The following is a 15837-nucleotide window of genomic DNA, read 5'->3' as shown; positions in this document are numbered from 1 at the left end:
TGGCAGGTCTGAGGGCGGGGGATACGTTCCCCCGATGAGCTCGGACACCGGGACCTTCGATACCCTGCGATCGGCGATTGCCGACCGCTATGCGTTGGAGCGCGAACTCGGACGGGGCGGCATGGCCACCGTGTTCCTCGCGCGCGATCTCCGTCATGAGCGTCAGGTCGCGCTCAAGGTGCTGCACGCCGAACTGGGCGCGGTGCTGGGCGCAGAGCGGTTCCTGTCGGAGATCCGCACCACCGCGAACCTGCAGCATCCGAACATCCTGCCGCTCTTCGATTCCGGTGCGGCGGCGGGGCTGGTGTTCTATGTCATGCCGTTTGTGTCGGGAGAGACGCTGCGCAGCCGGCTGCAGCGGGAGGGGCAGCTCTCGGTCGCCGAAACGGTGCGCCTGGCGCGCGGGATCGGCGCGGCGCTCGACTACGCGCACCGGCAGGGCGTGATCCATCGCGACATCAAGCCCGAGAACATCCTGCTGCAGGACGGGCAGCCGCTCGTCGCCGACTTCGGCATTGCCCTCGCCGTGAGCAACGCCGGCGGGACGCGCATCACCCAGACGGGCTTGAGTGTCGGCACGCCCGCGTACATGAGCCCGGAGCAGGCCGCCGCCGAGCGCCAGCTCGATGGCCGCAGTGATCAGTACTCGCTGGCGAGCGTGCTGTACGAGATGCTCGCCGGCGCGCCGCCGTTCACGGGCGCGAGTGCGGCGGCGGTGATGAGCAAACTCATGACGGAGGTGCCGGCGCGCATCGAGACCGCGCGCGCGAGTGTGCCGTCGGGTGTGAGCGATGCGCTGGCGCGTGCCCTGGAGAAGGTGCCGGCCGATCGCTTCGATACGGTGGCGCAGTTCATCGAGGCGCTGGGCGCGGACGCGAGTGGCGGCTATCGCAGCACACGCGCGCTGCCGGGCGCGGAGCGGGTGTGGAAGCGGCGAGCGATGGTGTATGCGGGTGTGGGTGTGGCGGGAGTGGCGGCGGCGTTGGTGGTGCCGCGGGTCATGACGCCGGCGGTGAATACGGCGGCGGCGAGTAGCGGGGAGCCGCGGTTTTACTCGATTGCGCTGCCGGATAGTCTGCCGATGGTGTCGGCAAAAGACATCTGGGGTGTGCGCTTGCGAAGTCTCGACATTTCCCCGGATGGTCGGAGGCTGGTCTACAACACCATAGTCGACAGTACGCCACGGCTGGCGGTTGCTGACCTTGCGAGCGGGCAAGTGAAGCTCATCCCGGGAACTGACGGGGCGCTTCTTCCTACCGTCTCTCCTCGTAGCGATGAACTCGCATTCGCGAGAATCCAGGGGGCCTCGGGCACTCAGATCTGGAAAGTGGCCTTGGATGCGCCCGTACCCACGCTCGTTCATCGGACGACCGTAATCCTGCAGAATCTGTCGTGGGCAGGCGATAGTCGATTGAACTACGGTGATTTCCAAACGTGCTTCTCAACTCTGGATATCACGAACGGACGTGTTCTTCCCCCGGACTCGACGGCATGCCTTGCCGTCGTACCTGCGACAGCGCGCACGCGCGCTGATCTCACCGCCATCACCGTGGACACAAGTGTCGCGCTCTATGATTTCAAGCAACGTAAGGTTCGGACTGTGCATCCAGCTGAAGATTCCACGCTGGATATCGCCGGCATAAGCCCTCGGATCATTGGTGAAAAGTATCTCGCCTTCGTTCGCGACTCGAACTTGTGGGTGGCACCGGTTGACTTGGGTTCCGCGAGACTTCGCCAGCAGCCCAAGATGGTGTTCACCGGAATCCGCAGTGAATCGATGCCCCGTGAGGCGCAAATCAGCTTTACGAACGAAGGGACCATGGTGTGGGCGTCGAACCACCTCCAGGGAGGAACGAGCGGACAGTCGGCGATCGTGCGCGTCTCGCCGAGCGGCAAAGTTGTCGATACGATCGCCGTGGCCGATGAGCCAATCACGAGCGTGATCATGTCCCCAAATGGACGGTATGTCGCGTACAGCCTGGGCCACATCCTCAGCTCCACCTCGCTGATTCTCTTGGATCTGGTGACCGGTACGAGAGAAGTGAAACGCCTCACCAGCTCAATCGAACCATTCAGTTTCGTCACGAATGCGTTCTTTCCCATGGTCGTGATCTCGCGTCGCTATGGGCATCGTTTGCTGTCGAGTATCGATGGACTCGTGACATTGGACGCGAGCGCGCCGGGCCTGTTGGGTCAATCGGCAAACGATCGTTATCGCTGTCGGAATGGAAAGCTCTGGGCGTCCAACGCACCGAACGACATAATTCAGCTCACACCGGAAGGATTTGGGAGCTGTGCGTTCTCGCCTGACGGCAAGTGGGTGATTGTTCGAAATCCATCGGGACTGTTCCTCGCACCGACGGCGAGCGCAAGTCGTGAATCAGTTGTACAGATCAGCAGTCGTGGCGACTACGATGGTCCAGCATGGACCGCCGATAGCCGCAGCGTCATCGGCCGAGCTGGCGATACCTGGTATCAACTCACCATTGACGAGAGTGGGCGTCGGATAGGTCCAGAGCGTCCATATCTCCGCGGCGAGTTCGCGCAGGCGCAAGTCTCGTACTCCGTTGATCCCAAGGGCAATCTGATTCTTATCACGTCGCCACCAGCCGTTCGTACGAATCGCATCAACGTCCTCACCAACTTCCCCAAGTACGTCGAGGAGCGCCTCAAACAATGATCCGTCGCGTCACCACGCTGATCCTTGCCGGCGCGATCAGCACGCACGCGGCGCACGCGCAGGCGTCCAGTGCACTCTCCCGCGTGCTTGCTGAACAGGTCGCCCGCTTTCCCGGCTCCGCCGGCGTCTACGTCAAGCACCTGACCACCGGCGAAGAAGCCGAGGTCCGCGCCGATGTCAGCTTCAACTCGGCCAGTGTGATCAAGCTGCCGGTGCTCGCGCTCGCCATGCAGATGGTGGACAAGGGCATGCTCTCGCTCGACAGCCGCCTCACCATCACCGCCGAGAACAAGCGCGGCGGGAGTGGGATCCTGCAGCGCTTCGATCCGGGGCTGCAGCCCACGCTGCGCGATGTGCTGGCGCAGATGGTCATCACCAGCGACAACACCGCGACCGATCTCGCGATCGGTCAGGTGGGCGGCGTTGCCAAGGTCAACGAATGGATCGCGTCCAACGGCGGCGGGATGGAACTGCTCTTCACGGTGGCTGACGTGTTCGCTGCGGTGCGCACGCCTGGCTACACCACCAATCCGCGCGACGCCGTCGCCAACAAGCGCGCCTACTGGCTGGGCGCGATCACGCCGCGCGCCGTGGGCGCCCTGCTCGAACGCATGCAACGCTGCGCCGACGGCTCGGCCAAGAGGACGCCGTTGGCCAGCAAAGCGCGCTGTGAGGAGATGATGCGCATGATGCGCAATCAGCTCTCGGGCGACCGCCGCCTCCCGCACTACCTCGAGGTCCCCGTCGCCCACAAGACCGGCGACTGGCCGCCCTATCTCGCCAACGACGTGGGCGTAATCTTCGCCAAGTCGGGGCCGATCGTGATCGTGGTGTGCACGAACGACATCAAGGGGAACTACGGCGAAGCTGAAGATCGCATCGGCGAGATGGCCCGCACGGTCGTCGCCTACTTCGACGGCGCCGCGAAGTGATCGCCTACGGCTTGATCAGGTACCACGCCTCCTGACGCGGCCGGAAGAACTTGTAGCCCGTCTCCGTCAGATACGCGTCGTCTTCCATCATCACAAACAGCTTCTTGCCGCCCCACTCGGGCACGGGCGTGGCGGCGTTGAGCTCCACCGAGAGATACGAGCCGAGCCGCAGGCGCGCGTTCTGCGCCGTAGTGTCGCTGCGCAGGGGGCTCCGAAAGTCGATGCTCGTGCCGAGCCCATGCCCCTGATTGCCGATGGGGTGCGAGTAGATCATGGCCTCGATGCCTTTCTGCTTCATCTCGGCCATGACGCCGTTGAACACCGAGCCACCCGTCATGCCGGGGCGGGCAACCTTCTGGGTGAGCGCGTCCTGGAGCGCGCTCGCGTTGGCCATCGCCTGCTTGAGCCCGGTCGGCGCATCCTTTTCGCCCGGCTTGAGGATGTAGGCCATCTTCTGCCAGTCGGTATCGAAGCCCATGTAGCTGATACCGAAATCCACGTGCACGGCATCGCCGGGCTTGAGCACCATCGACTCGGGTGCAATCGCCAGAAAGCCGCGTGACGTGGCGTTCTCTTCGCCGGCGCGCTGCACGCGCAGATCCGGCTGGAACCAGGTGCGCACGCCGGCCGCCCAGAGCATGTCATAGAGCGCGCGGCGCACATCGCCCACCGTGGTCTTGCCCGGCGTGATCACGGCGTTCGACAGCGCGCGCTTCGTGATGGCTTCCGTGACCGCCACCGCCGTACGGAAGTGCTCGAGCTCTTCGGGCAGCCGGGTGTCGAGGTACTCCTGCGTCAGGTCAGCGGCGCTCACGAAGGTCTTTTCGGCGTCTGGTCCCAGCGTCTCGGCGATGAACCGATAGGCGTCGAAGCCGAGCGAGCGCGTCTGCCCGCGCGTGCCCCTGATGGCGAGCCCCACCGTGGCCGGCTTGTACTGCTGATAAAGATCGCGCAGCGTCGCGGCGGGCGGCCGCGGTTCCGTGAAGGGCGCGTCGAAGAAGCGCGCGAGATTCTCCTCGGTATAGCCGGTGACGGCGAACTTCTTGAGGCCGGCGTCGCCTGCGTCGATGAACACGAAGAGGTCGCGGTTGCCGGTGTACGGCCGCGGCGGTGCGATGAAGGGTGTCAGCGGATCATCGTGGAACTCTTCGTTGACCACGATCCACATGCCGATGCGGTGGCGGCGCATCATGGGCAGCAGCAGCGCGTGCCGCTTGGCGAGCCACGACTCGCGCATGGCGATCTGCTGCGACCAGGAGAGCAGGGCGTCGGCCTCAGGCACACGCACGGAGGCCCGCGGCTGCGCCACGAGCGGTGCAGCCACGAGAAGGAGGAGGGGCAGGATTCGGCGCATGCGACAAAAGTAGCCCCAGATCATCGGACATCAGAACTCGAAAGCCATCGGGCCTCCGAAGTCGGTCTCGGGCGCTGAGGTCGGATGTCCGATCTGGATCTTGGGGGCGGAGGGTGCCCAGGACACGTCGCCGGAAGCCGTAGGCCAACGCCCGCACCTGCTGCGTGTCCCGAATACGTTCGCCGGCGTCCTCGCCGAGTGCGCCTAGCTGCTGCATGAGGGTGAGCATACGCTCCACCTCATTCAGCGAGCCGATCGCAATATCAATCTGCGAGGCCGCCTTCTGCGGCGAGTGGGGGCCGCACGCCTCGCCCAGATTCGCACTCACCGACACGACAGCGCGGAGCAGCTGGTTTCGCAAGCCAGGCGACAGCTGGCTCAGCTGCCGAGCACGGCGGCTGGCCAGGCGATGGACCTCAATGACCAGCGCATCGGCGCGCTGGACCACGAGGAGACGTTGGGGATTGTGTGCCATGCGCTACCCTAGCGCCGACGCCGGGCGCGAGTCTCACCATTTCAACGCACACGGTGCCGAATCGACGCAATGGGACGAAAGGTTGCCCCCACCACTGGACGCCCCCACCAGATTCCCTCCATGCCCCAACTCTTTCCTCACGGCTGGCAGCACTATCTCGCCGGCGGTCTGCTGATCGGGACCGGCGTCGCGTTGCTCTTTGTGCTCACGGGCCTCGTGGGCGGCATGAGTACCGTGTATTCGTCCACGTGGTCGTGGTTCTCGCGCCGCCCGTTCTTTCAGCAGCCCAGGCTGGTGAACAGCCGCCGCTGGCGGGTGGCGTATGCCGTGGGGCTGATCGTGGGCGCCTTCGTGTGGTGGCGTACCGTGGGTCCGGCCACGCGCGTCGCGGTCACGGTGCCCCCGCTGCAGCTCTTCGTGGGCGGTCTGCTCGTGGGGTACGGCGCGCGACTGGGCCGCGGTTGCACGTCGGGGCACGGCATCTGCGGGCTGGCGTCGCTCGGCCGGCCATCGCTCGCCGCGGTCCTCACCTTCATGGCTACCGCCATCCTCACCGCGCAGCTGATGCTCCGGGTGGGCGCATGACCCCCGCGACCGTACTGCCGGCCGAAACCACCACGTCGCGGGTCCCCGTGCGCTCGCTCACCCAGCTCGGTGCGGCGCTCGCGGCCGGCGCGCTCTTTGGCTTTGGGCTCGCGTGGTCCACCATGATCCAGCCGGGCGTGGTGCTGAGTTTCCTGCAGCTCACCGACTTCGGCCTGCTGCTCGTCATGGGCGGCGCCCTGTCGGTCACGCTCGTGGCCTATCAATTCGCCCCGCGACTCATGACCCAGCCGCTCTTCGGCGGCGCATTCGGCAGGCACGAGAGCGTGATGGATCGGGATACCATCGTGGGGGCGGCGATCTTCGGCATTGGCTGGGGGCTCTGTGGCGTCTGCCCCGGTCCCAGCATCGCCGGCCTTGGCGCCGGCAGCTGGGAACTGGCGTACGCCATCGCCGGTATCGCGGTGGGTGCCTTCGTGCACGGCGCCACGCAACGTTCCGCTTCTCGCTGAGCCATGGATCGCTTCCACACCATCGACCAGACCATCGGCAACACGCCGCTCGTGCGGCTGCAGCGCCTACCCGGCGCCGCGCTCGAGGCCCGGGGCGTCACGATCCTCGGCAAGCTCGAAGGCAACAACCCCGGCGGCTCGGTGAAGGATCGCCCGGTGCTGAGCATGATTCGTCGCGCCGAGGAGCGCGGGGAGATCCGCCCAGGTGACCGGCTCATCGAGGCCACGAGTGGCAACACCGGGATCGCGATGGCGATGATCGCGGCCATGACGGGCTATCGCATGACGCTCATCATGCCCGACAACCTGAGCGCCGAGCGACGGGCCTCCATGCGCGCGTACGGCGCGGAGCTCATCCTCACGCCGGCGAGCGCGGGGGGCATGGAGTACGCCCGCGATGTGGCGCAGCAGATGGAGGCTCGCGGCGAAGGGCGCGTACTCGACCAGTTCGCCAACCCCGATAATCCACGCGCGCACTACGAAACCACTGGCCCCGAAATCTGGCGCGATACGGACGGCCGCATCACGCACTTCGTGAGCGCCATGGGGACCACCGGCACGATCATGGGTACGGCGCGCTACCTGCGCGAGCAGAACCCGGACATCGTCATCGTGGGCGCGCAGCCCAGCGAAGGCTCGCAGATCGCCGGTATCCGCAAATGGAGCGAGGCCTACCAGCCTCGCATCTACGATCCGGCGCGTGTCGATCGCATCGAACTGGTGTCACAGACCGACGCCGAGGACATGGCGCGACGGCTGGCCGCCGAAGAAGGCATCTTCTGCGGCCCCAGTGCAGCCGGTGCGTGCGTGATCGCGCTGCGCATTGCACAGATGCTCAGCGAGGCCACGATCGTTTTCGTCGTCTGCGATCGTGGCGACCGCTATCTGTCCACGGGGATCTTTCCCGCCTGACCACCGTGCGCTACTGATCGCTGCGCACGGCGGTCAGGAACTTCACGACCTCGAGCTGCAGCACTTCCGCCATGTGCGACAGCTCGCCCGACGCGCTCGCCAGATCGCCCGCGGCGAGGCTGGTGTCGGTGGCGCTCTGCGAGACGGCGGTAATGCTCACCGTGACCTCGCGCGTGCCCACGGCGGCCTCGTGAATATTGCGGGTGATCTCTTCGGTGGCGACGCGCTGATGCTGCACCGACTCGTTCACCGCCGCTGACGTATCGCGGACGCGCATAATCGCCTCGGCGATTCCTTCAATACTCGCCACGGCGTTCCGCGTGGCACTTTGAATATCGTTGACGCGCTGTTCGATCTCGCCCGTCGCATCACGGGTCCGCGTGGCCAGCGTCTTCACCTCGCTCGCGACCACGGCAAAACCTCGCCCGAGTTCTCCCGCGCGCGCGGCCTCGATGTTGGCATTGAGCGCCAGCAGTCGTGTCTGACTCGCAATCTCCGTGATCAGCTTCACCACGCGGGAGATCTGCTCCGACGCCGTGGAGAGTCCGTGCATCACTTCGCGCGCCGTGCTCGCCGCCTGCACCGTCTGTTCGGCAATGGTGCGGCTGTCGTGCGACTGCTGGGAAATCTGATTCACCGTGATCGAGATCTCCTCGGACGCCGCCGACACCACTTCCATACTCCGGCTCGTTTCCTCGGCGGCCGCGGCCACCATGGTGGAACGATCGGTGGTGTGGTTCGCGGTGTTGGTGAGCGTCGCGGCCGTGGCACTAGCTTCGGTGGCCGCCGCAGCAACACTGTCGGCCACACCCTTGATGGCGGCTTCGAAATCGTCAGCCAGGCGCAAGCGATGCGTTCGGGCATCACGTAATTGCTGCGTCTTGGCCGCCATCTGCTCGGTCGCGCCATTGATCAGGCGCGCGGCGTTTCGATAGCTCCCGGGCAAGCCGCGTTCGAGCACGCGCCGCCAGTACAGCTCCTGACTGGCATGCTGCAGCGATGCACGTGACTCCCGCACGAAGGCATCCGTGAGGTCCAGCAGGTGATTCACGGCTCGTGCGAGCGGCCCGAGGGCGCTCTCGCGCGGAATGCCGAGGACGCGAGGCTCGAGATCGCCATTGGCCGTCTGCTCACAGACGGCGATGACGACGCCGATGCCCTGCCGGAGGGATTCGAGCTCGGCATGCAGCGCGTCACGCTCGGTGCGCAGGGCATCACGCTCGGTGCGCAGCGCGCTGAGTTCAGGGGAGGCATCAACCGTTCGCGGGGGCGTGGCTAGGCGCATGGCGTCATTCCTCAGAGAGACCACACCCACTCGTGATAGGAGACACCGGCGGACGCCAGTATCCCTTCCAGACGCGCCACCGAGGCGACGAGTCCATCCTTCCGATCGGGGAACGACCGCTCGATGTCGCGCAGCTGGTCGTAGAGCGGCGCGACCTTGGCAATGGCCGAGCGATCGGGGCAGCGGCGATTCGAGTGATAGCCGACGATGCGACCATCCCGGTCGAACGACGGCGTCACATGCGCCAGCACCCAGTAGTAATCGCCTGAGCGCGCCATGTTGTTGACGTAGGCAAAGATCTCGTGGCCGGATTCCACGGTATCCCAGAGCAGCTTGAAGACCGCCCGCGGCATATCCGGATGGCGGATGATGCTGTGCGGCGCACCAAGGAGTTCGGCTTCGTCGTATCCGGAGACACGCAGGAAGACGTCGTTGGCGTACAGGATCTTGCCCGTGCAGTCGGTCTTCGACACGATGATCTCTTCGGTGTCGAAGAAACGTTCCTGGCCGGTGGGTACGGCGCGCGTATGGGTGAGCATCTGCGGGAGGGATAGCGGGAGAACCGGCGCACCGCGTCGCGCACCAGAGGCATCTGTACGGTATCGGCGGTCGGCGTGCGGCACTTGATCAGGGACTCCCTGACGTCGCGCGAAAAAACCGAGGCTGCATTGCACATCTTCAGGTGCGCAATCGCGCCGGACGTCGACCTCAGCTGCACGCTCGCCTGCCTCGACCGTGACCGGCATGGCGCCGCCGCCGCCGACAGGGGTGTGTGTTCGGGCCCATATTGCGATCATGCCCCGATCCGCATCGCCAATCCCGCGTCACCGTCGCCCCGTTTCCGTTCGACTGGAGAAGGTGCGGGCTGCTCGTGCCTCGGCGCTGGCGACGTTTCTGGCCGTGCTGGGGCCGGGGCTGCTCGCGGGGCTCTCCGACGACGATCCGGCTGGACTGACGACCTACTCGGTGCTCGGCACCGATCATGGCTATCGACTGCTGTGGGTCATTCCCGCCTCGGTCGTCCTGCTGATTCAGTTTCAACTCATCGCCGTGCGGCTCGGCGCGGCGACCGGCAAAGGGCTGGTCACGCTGGTGCGCGAACGGTGGGGCATCGGTGCCGGCTATGCGGCGCTGATCGGGCTCCTGCTCGCCAACCTCGGGACGATTTGCGCCGAGTACGCCGGCGTGGCTGCCGCCGGATCGCTCATTGGCATTCCGCCGTGGGTGAGTGCCCCGCTGGCCGGTCTGCTCATCGCCGGTGTGGTGGTGTTCGGCTCGTTTCATCGCGTGGAGCACGTGCTGCTACTGCTCTCGGGGACACTCGTGCTCTACGTGATCGATGGCGTGCTCGCCGCGCCCGACTGGTCGGCGGTGACGCGCGGGACGCTCGTGCCGCTGCTGCCCACCTCGCGAAGCGGATGGCTCATCGTGTCGGCGACGCTGGGGACCACGCTCGCGCCGTGGGGGCTCGCGTTCATTCAATCGTACGTCGTGGACAAGCGGCTCACGACCAAGGATATCCCGCTCGAGCGCTGGGATGTGCTGATCGGGTCGCTCCTCACCGGCATCATCGGACTCGCTGTCGCGATTGCCTGCGCGGCCACGCTGCACAAGGCCGGCGTCCACATCGACAGTGCCGGTGATGCGGCGGCCGCGCTGCGGCCACTCGCCGGACGGGGCGCGACGGCGCTCTTTGGCGTGGGGCTGCTGGGGGCGTCGCTCCTCGCGGCCGCCATCGTGCCGCTGGCCACGTCGTACAGCATCGCCGAAGCGGCGGCGCGCCCCGCGTCGCTCAGTCTCGATGCACATCACTTTCAGTGGTTTTACGCCGCGTTCGTCGTGCTCACCATCGTCGCCGTGGTGGTCGTGGCGATTCCGGGGCTGCCGCTCATTCCGCTGATCGTGGGCAGTCAGGTCGTGAACGCGGTGCTGCTGCCGCTGCATCTGGTGCTGCTGCTGGTGCTCGGCCGCGATGCCACCCGCATGGGCGACGCGCGGCTCAGTCGCGGGACCGCACAGCGCGGCTGGCTCGGTGTCGCGCTCGTGCTGGCGTGTGTCGCCGCGATGTTGGCCTGGGGATGACGGGCGTCAGCGGCGATCGGCGGAGCGCGCGTCCGCAAACGCCTCGTAATGATCGGTCGCGATGAAATCCACACCGGCGCGGCGCGCAGCCCGCCAGCGTGTCTGGGCCGACGTGAGCGATCCAAAATTGTAGCTCGCCGTCCACCCGCGATCGTCGGCCGCGGTAAAGCCATCCAGCGTGTAGAACCGAATCCAGTAGCCCTGCGTGTGCGCGCGTTGCACGAAGCTGGTCAGGCGCGCGCTGTCCGCCGCCGTCCATGCCCCCGCCTGCGCCTGACCGCCCTCTTCAATCACACTCCAGGGGAAGTTCACCCAGCGCGCAAAGTTGTCGGCCCCGCGCGGGATATGCGCGGCGGCATCCATGACCACGGCCTGATGCAGCCGCGCGCCGCGCGTCAGCCCGTCAACCTTAGCTGGCGCCATGGCCCCGAAGGCGAGGAGTGCTTCTCCAGGCGCGATGTCGTCGTGAAAGCGGCGACGCTGCGCGGTATCCGATCCGCAGAGCACGAGCATTGGCCCCACGCGCAGCGGCGCCACGTACGACGGATCGGCGCTGCGCGGCGCGGTGGTGAGCCACGCCTCATGCGCGCGCAGCTGCTCCCACACGGCATCGAGGATGGCCGGCTGGTTATCCTTGAAGTCGAGATTGAGCACGAGCAGCGGCCACGTGTCTCGCCGATTCTCGCGGAGTGCCGCTGCCATGATCGGGGCCACCCGCGCAAAGAAGTGGGCCGCGAAGGTGGGAGCCCCGTCGAGCGCGTCGTCGTCATGCGCCACGACGACCTGCGGCACCGCGCCACTGGTGGACCAGTACAGATCCTGCTCGATGGCGAGCGGGAGCCCCGTGCGCAGCGCGCGGTCGATACGATCGGCGTACTGGCCGCGCTCGGGATACGCATTGTGGGCATCGAGCAGCACGCGGCGCCCCGGCGCAAATCCGGCGGGCTGGGGCACCAGTGACAGTACCGCGGCCAGTCCGGCGAGCCAGGCGAAGCGAGGAATGAGCAGCATGGGCGGAATTTGTTGTACGATCCGGCGCGGTGTAAGCGGTTACAACGCGACGTGCGGTGCACACCAGTTGACCCACGTGGTGCGGCACGAGAGCGTTGGCCTATGGCCGAAGTCACGACCACGTCTGATGCCCAGCGCCGCGCGGCGTGGTCCACACGGGTGCAGTTCCTCAATTTGGGATTGGTGGCGGGCGCCTACGGCGCGCACGTCCCCTCCATCGCGCAGGTCTACGCCCTCGATGCGCGCGCACTGGCCGGCACGATGCTCTGTGCGACGCTCGGCTCGCTCACCATGCTGGTGGCCGCCGGGCGCCTCATCGGGCACCTCGGGGCGCGGCGGGCCAGCGTCGTGGGAGGGCTCGCGTTCTGTGTGGCCATCGCCGCGCTCCTGCGCATGCCGTCGGTGTGGGCGCTGCTGCCGGTCATGATGCTGCTCGGCGCCGGCGAAAATCTCTTCGACATTGCCATCAATGCCGAAGGCACCATGCTCGAGCAGCTGGGCGGCCGCGCCATCATGAGCGGCTTTCACGCCATGTTCAGCGTGGGCGCGATGATCGGATCGGCCATCATCGCGCTGCTCTTTCGCCTCGAGGCGGCACCGGTGGCGCAACTGCTCGGGCTGGCACTCGTGCTGGCGGCGCTGCTTGTGGGCGCGTCGCGCGGCATGCTCCCGGCGCACCCCGCCGACGACGGTGCCCACTTCGCGTGGCCGCGCGGCGTCCTGCTCATGATCGGCCTGCTCATTCTTGCGGGCATGCTCGCCGAGGGCGTGATGTACAACTGGAGCGTGCTCTACGTGCGCGAATCGCTCGGGGCTCCGGCCGATCGGGCGGCGCTCGCGTATGTCGCCTTTTCGGCGGCTACTGCCGCGATGCGATTCGCCGGTGATGCCGTACGCTCACGTGTGGCCGAGCGTACGGTGCTGATTGCTGGTGCCGTACTGGCGTCGGTGGCAATGATCGGCGTGCTGCTCGCGGCGAACCAGAGCGCGGCGTTCGTGGGCTTCGCGCTGGTGGGCGCCGGTCTCGCCACCGTGGTGCCCATTCTCTACAACGCGACGACCCGTGTGCCCGGCGTGAGTCGCGCCGCCGCGCTCGCGAGCGCAAGCTCGATCGGCTACGTGGGATTCCTGCTGGGGCCACCGCTCGTGGGCAGTCTTGCGCACGCGCTCAGTCTGCGCGTGGCGATGGGCGTGCTGGTGGTGGCGTGCGCCGTGCTGGTGCTCGGGTCGGGCACGGTGCCGCTCGCGCCGCGCCCCGCTAGGATTCGGGGATGAACGCGCCGCACGCCCGCACACCGCTTGCCGTCTCCTGGTCGGGCGGCAAAGACAGCACGCTCATGCTCGAAGCGCTGCTCGACGACCCGGCCTTCGAGGTCGTGGCGCTGCTGACCACCGTGTCGAGCGTGTACGATCGCATCAGCATTCACGGGGTGCGGCGCACCATTCTCCATCGGCAAGCGGCCTCGCTCGGTCTGCCGCTGCACGAGGTGACGCTCGGCGCCACGTCATCGAACGACGACTACGAAGCCGCCTTTGCCGCTGGCCTGCGCGAGCTCGCACACGCGTATGCGGGGCTCCGCACGATGGCGTTCGGCGATCTGTTTCTGGAGGATGTGCGCGCGTATCGGGAGCAGCTGCTGACGCGCCATGGCTGGCAGGGGGTGTATCCCCTCTGGGGCCGTCCGACCGACGTGCTGGCCCAGTACTTCGTGGGGCGTGGCTACGAGGCGTATCTGAGCTGCGTGGACACGCAGCAGCTCGCCGAACGATTCGTCGGGCGGCGCTACGACGCCGACCTGCTCGCGGAGCTGCCCGCGTCATGCGATCCGTGCGGGGAGCAGGGCGAGTTCCACACGTGTGTGGTGGATGGCCCCATCTACCGCGCGCGCATCCCGGTGGTCACCGGCGAGCGCGTCCTGCGGGAGCAGCGCTTCGCGTACTGCGATCTGGTCGAGCTGCCGACGCCGTAATCGCCGCGGTCAGCTCTTGAGCGGGTTGCGACGGCTGTCGTACCGCCGTTGCGCGTCGTCCACGGCGTTCTGGATCTTCTGGATGTAGAGCCCGGCAAACACCACCAGTGCTGGCGACAGAACGAGGAGGGCGATGGTCTCGGTCTGCGTGCGAGCGCCATGCGCCCCGCGCCAGAGCATCCACTGCACGACGGCAAACGTGAGCACCAGCTGCAGGTTCACATAATCCATGAACCGCTGCATGAGCCGTACAGTCTCCGTGCGGTACTCCTCGGGCAGCTTCAGGAGCTGCTCCTTGCCCGGGAAGTTGAACAGTTCGACGCGGCGGGGAATGCGGGCGGTGAGCAGGTCCACGAACGCGATGCCGATCACCGCAATCACCAGGGGAAAGCCCCAGGCGAGCGGCGAGCGGGGGACAAACCCGGTGGACTTCCCGGCGCTGGAGATATGCTGGGGGATCTCGGCGGGGAGCCCCGGATAGGCCAGCGCGCTGGCGAAGACCAGGATGCAGACGGACAGCCAGACGAGCACACGCGTGGGACGCATATGTGAAACTTAGTTCATATGCGCCCCGCGGAAGGCCCAGTGTCAGGCATCTCCTCATTGTCTCAGTCGCTGGAACGGCGATCTTCGAACGTCCCAGAATCTGGCACGTAACACTCCAGTTCTCCCTGGAGCCCTGATGCGACGATCAACCCTCCTTCTCGCCGGGGGCGCCCTGGCCGCCGTGGCCGTGCTCTCCGTGAGCCGCCGCAGTGAGTCGGCGCCGGTGGCCCCGGGCGCGCCCGCGAGCGCGCCCGCCGTCGCGGCGGCGGACAGCTCCCGCGACCCCATGGCCCGCCTGCAGGCCGACCTGATGACTGGCCGCCGGACGCTCGCCTGGGACACGGCGCGCGGCTACCTGCCGGCGCTGCTGTCGGCGCTCAACGTGCCGGTGTCGAGCCAGGTGCTGGTGTTCTCGCGCACGAGCCTGCAGACCGATCGCATCGCGCCCTGGACGCCGCGGGCGCTGTACTTCAACGACGATGTGTACGTGGGGTTCGTGCAGGAGAGCCCCATTCTCGAGATCGCCGCGGTGAACCCCACCACCGGCGGCGTCTTCTACACGCTCACCCAAACCCAGCGCGATCGCGCCACGGCCAATCGCGAGTCGATGACGTGCCTCATGTGCCATCAGTCGCGCAGCGCGACCGGTGGCGTGCCCGGCTTCATGGTGCTCTCCACGCTTGCCGATCGCATGGGTTACCCCATGACTGGGGTGCACGATGGCACCACCACCGACGCGACGCCGCACCGCGAGCGCTACGGCGGCTGGTATGTCACCGGTCAGGTGGGGGCGAACGGTCACGCGGGGAACCGCTACGCGGACAAGCTGAACCACGAGGTGTCCGACAAGGCGGCCTATCGCACCGCGTTCGCCGCGCTGCCCACCGCGGAGAAGCAGACGTTCGCGCAGGTCTTTGACACCGCCGCCTATCTCACGGGGCAGAGTGACGTGGTGGCGCTCATGGTGCTCACGCACCAGACGGTCGTGCACAACCGCATTACCGCCGTGCACGAAGCCGCGCGGGAAGCGGCGATGAGCGCCGTCTCCACGGGCGGATCGGCGGACACGGTCACGCCCCGGCTGCGTGGCGCCGTGGAGAATCTCGCGCGGGCCATGCTGTTCATCGGCGAGGCGCCGCTCACCGCGCGGGTGCAGGGCAGCACGACCTTCGCGGCCGACTTTGCCACGCGCGGCCCCTTCGACCGGCAGGGGCGCACGCTCCGTGCGTTCGACCTCGAGAAGCGGCTCTTCCGCTATCCGATGAGTTTTCTGGTGTACTCGGAGGCGTTCGACGCCCTGCCGGCGAACGCCAAGCGCGAAGTGTACGCGCGCCTCTGGACACTGCTGCTCGGGCGAGATCCGCTGCCGGATGTACAGATCGTGGCGGCGGACCGCGCGGCGATCGTGGAGATTCTGTCGGCGACCAAACCCGATTTTGCGGCGGCGCGGCCGCGCTGATGGCGTCGCGGGGGCTCGATTGCCGGAACGGCTCGCACAGAGGGCACAGGGGGCCACAGCGCACACAGGGAACCGC

The 15837-nt window shown here is 66.9% G+C and carries 15 protein-coding genes; 9 read left to right on the top strand and 6 right to left on the bottom strand.

Annotated features, from left to right (window positions below):
- The first annotated feature begins 34 nt into the window (after positions 1-34).
- Complete coding sequence (locus K2R93_02735) at positions 35-2680, top strand: serine/threonine-protein kinase (protein MBY0488737.1); 2646 nt, start codon at positions 35-37, stop codon at positions 2678-2680.
- Positions 2677-3612: a class A beta-lactamase-related serine hydrolase gene (locus K2R93_02730; protein MBY0488736.1), complete on the top strand. Its 936-nt coding sequence runs from the start codon at positions 2677-2679 to the stop codon at positions 3610-3612. The genes K2R93_02735 and K2R93_02730 overlap by 4 nt, the downstream gene beginning before the upstream one ends.
- Before the next feature lie 4 nt (positions 3613-3616).
- On the opposite strand, the gene K2R93_02725 is transcribed toward K2R93_02730, so the two are convergent.
- Together K2R93_02725 and K2R93_02720 are read right to left on the bottom strand one after the other, a co-directional pair.
- Positions 3617-4966, bottom strand: a complete 1350-nt coding sequence (locus K2R93_02725) for an aminopeptidase P family protein (GenBank protein MBY0488735.1) — start codon at positions 4964-4966, stop codon at positions 3617-3619.
- Positions 4887-5414, bottom strand: a complete 528-nt coding sequence (locus K2R93_02720) for a four helix bundle protein (GenBank protein MBY0488734.1) — start codon at positions 5412-5414, stop codon at positions 4887-4889. The genes K2R93_02725 and K2R93_02720 overlap by 80 nt, the downstream gene beginning before the upstream one ends.
- 147 nt (positions 5415-5561) lie before the next feature.
- On the opposite strand from K2R93_02720, the gene K2R93_02715 reads away from it, so the two are divergent.
- Genes K2R93_02715 through cysM form a run of 3 tightly spaced genes read left to right on the top strand, consistent with a single transcriptional unit; the run spans position 5562 to position 7408 of the window.
- Positions 5562-6026, top strand: a complete 465-nt coding sequence (locus K2R93_02715) for a YeeE/YedE family protein (GenBank protein ID MBY0488733.1) — start codon at positions 5562-5564, stop codon at positions 6024-6026.
- Positions 6023-6496, top strand: coding sequence for a hypothetical protein (locus tag K2R93_02710; protein MBY0488732.1), 474 nt, complete (start codon positions 6023-6025; stop codon positions 6494-6496). The genes K2R93_02715 and K2R93_02710 overlap by 4 nt, the downstream gene beginning before the upstream one ends.
- A 3-nt stretch (positions 6497-6499) precedes the next feature.
- Positions 6500-7408 (top strand): cysteine synthase CysM, encoded by a 909-nt coding sequence (gene cysM, locus K2R93_02705; protein MBY0488731.1) that lies wholly within the window; start codon positions 6500-6502, stop codon positions 7406-7408.
- A gap of 10 nt (positions 7409-7418) precedes the next feature.
- Here cysM and K2R93_02700 read toward each other — a convergent pair whose 3' ends face one another.
- Positions 7419-8693 carry a hypothetical protein gene (locus tag K2R93_02700; GenBank protein ID MBY0488730.1) on the bottom strand — a complete coding sequence of 425 codons (1275 nt, stop codon included), beginning with the start codon at positions 8691-8693 and terminating at the stop codon, positions 7419-7421.
- A gap of 11 nt (positions 8694-8704) precedes the next feature.
- Positions 8705-9232: a PAS domain-containing protein gene (locus tag K2R93_02695; GenBank protein ID MBY0488729.1), complete on the bottom strand. Its 528-nt coding sequence runs from the start codon at positions 9230-9232 to the stop codon at positions 8705-8707.
- 319 nt (positions 9233-9551) lie between these two features.
- On the opposite strand from K2R93_02695, the gene K2R93_02690 reads away from it, so the two are divergent.
- On the top strand, positions 9552-10775 hold the full coding sequence (locus K2R93_02690; GenBank protein MBY0488728.1) for a divalent metal cation transporter: 1224 nt from the start codon (positions 9552-9554) through the stop codon (positions 10773-10775).
- Between the two features lie 6 nt (positions 10776-10781).
- Here K2R93_02690 and K2R93_02685 read toward each other — a convergent pair whose 3' ends face one another.
- Complete coding sequence (locus K2R93_02685; GenBank protein MBY0488727.1) at positions 10782-11786, bottom strand: hypothetical protein; 1005 nt, start codon at positions 11784-11786, stop codon at positions 10782-10784.
- Between the two features lie 102 nt (positions 11787-11888).
- Here K2R93_02685 and K2R93_02680 point away from each other — a divergent pair, with 102 nt between their 5' ends.
- Positions 11889-13061, top strand: coding sequence for an MFS transporter (locus tag K2R93_02680; GenBank protein ID MBY0488726.1), 1173 nt, complete (start codon positions 11889-11891; stop codon positions 13059-13061).
- Positions 13058-13756, top strand: a complete 699-nt coding sequence (locus tag K2R93_02675; protein MBY0488725.1) for a hypothetical protein — start codon at positions 13058-13060, stop codon at positions 13754-13756. The genes K2R93_02680 and K2R93_02675 overlap by 4 nt, the downstream gene beginning before the upstream one ends.
- A gap of 9 nt (positions 13757-13765) precedes the next feature.
- Here the strand turns inward: K2R93_02675 and K2R93_02670 are convergent, their stop codons facing one another.
- The gene (locus K2R93_02670) at positions 13766-14302 is read right to left on the bottom strand and encodes a DUF1648 domain-containing protein (protein ID MBY0488724.1); all 537 of its coding nucleotides are present in this window, start codon (positions 14300-14302) and stop codon (positions 13766-13768) included.
- Between the two features lie 136 nt (positions 14303-14438).
- Between K2R93_02670 and K2R93_02665 the strand changes: the two genes are divergently transcribed.
- Positions 14439-15761, top strand: coding sequence for a hypothetical protein (locus tag K2R93_02665; protein ID MBY0488723.1), 1323 nt, complete (start codon positions 14439-14441; stop codon positions 15759-15761).
- The last annotated feature ends 76 nt before the right edge of the window (positions 15762-15837 follow it).

This window comes from Gemmatimonadaceae bacterium (assembly GCA_019752115.1).
Taxonomy (GTDB): Bacteria; Gemmatimonadota; Gemmatimonadetes; order Gemmatimonadales; family Gemmatimonadaceae; genus Gemmatimonas.
Note: the sequence above shows the minus strand (reverse complement) of the source record. Positions and strands in the feature narration are given on the sequence as shown.

What these genes read in the sequence shown, in the direction of transcription:
- K2R93_02700 (MBY0488730.1), bottom strand. Translation starts at nt 8,693, where the DNA reads ATGCGCCTAGCCACGCCCCCGCGAACGGTTGATGCCTCCCCTGAACTC.
- K2R93_02730 (MBY0488736.1), top strand. Translation starts at nt 2,677, where the DNA reads ATGATCCGTCGCGTCACCACGCTGATCCTTGCCGGCGCGATCAGCACG.
- K2R93_02735 (MBY0488737.1), top strand. Translation starts at nt 35, where the DNA reads ATGAGCTCGGACACCGGGACCTTCGATACCCTGCGATCGGCGATTGCC.
- K2R93_02680 (MBY0488726.1), top strand. Translation starts at nt 11,889, where the DNA reads ATGGCCGAAGTCACGACCACGTCTGATGCCCAGCGCCGCGCGGCGTGG.
- K2R93_02685 (MBY0488727.1), bottom strand. Translation starts at nt 11,786, where the DNA reads ATGCTGCTCATTCCTCGCTTCGCCTGGCTCGCCGGACTGGCCGCGGTA.
- K2R93_02675 (MBY0488725.1), top strand. Translation starts at nt 13,058, where the DNA reads ATGAACGCGCCGCACGCCCGCACACCGCTTGCCGTCTCCTGGTCGGGC.
- K2R93_02715 (MBY0488733.1), top strand. Translation starts at nt 5,562, where the DNA reads ATGCCCCAACTCTTTCCTCACGGCTGGCAGCACTATCTCGCCGGCGGT.
- K2R93_02670 (MBY0488724.1), bottom strand. Translation starts at nt 14,302, where the DNA reads ATGCGTCCCACGCGTGTGCTCGTCTGGCTGTCCGTCTGCATCCTGGTC.
- K2R93_02725 (MBY0488735.1), bottom strand. Translation starts at nt 4,966, where the DNA reads ATGCGCCGAATCCTGCCCCTCCTCCTTCTCGTGGCTGCACCGCTCGTG.
- K2R93_02710 (MBY0488732.1), top strand. Translation starts at nt 6,023, where the DNA reads ATGACCCCCGCGACCGTACTGCCGGCCGAAACCACCACGTCGCGGGTC.
- K2R93_02665 (MBY0488723.1), top strand. Translation starts at nt 14,439, where the DNA reads ATGCGACGATCAACCCTCCTTCTCGCCGGGGGCGCCCTGGCCGCCGTG.
- cysM (MBY0488731.1), top strand. Translation starts at nt 6,500, where the DNA reads ATGGATCGCTTCCACACCATCGACCAGACCATCGGCAACACGCCGCTC.
- K2R93_02695 (MBY0488729.1), bottom strand. Translation starts at nt 9,232, where the DNA reads ATGCTCACCCATACGCGCGCCGTACCCACCGGCCAGGAACGTTTCTTC.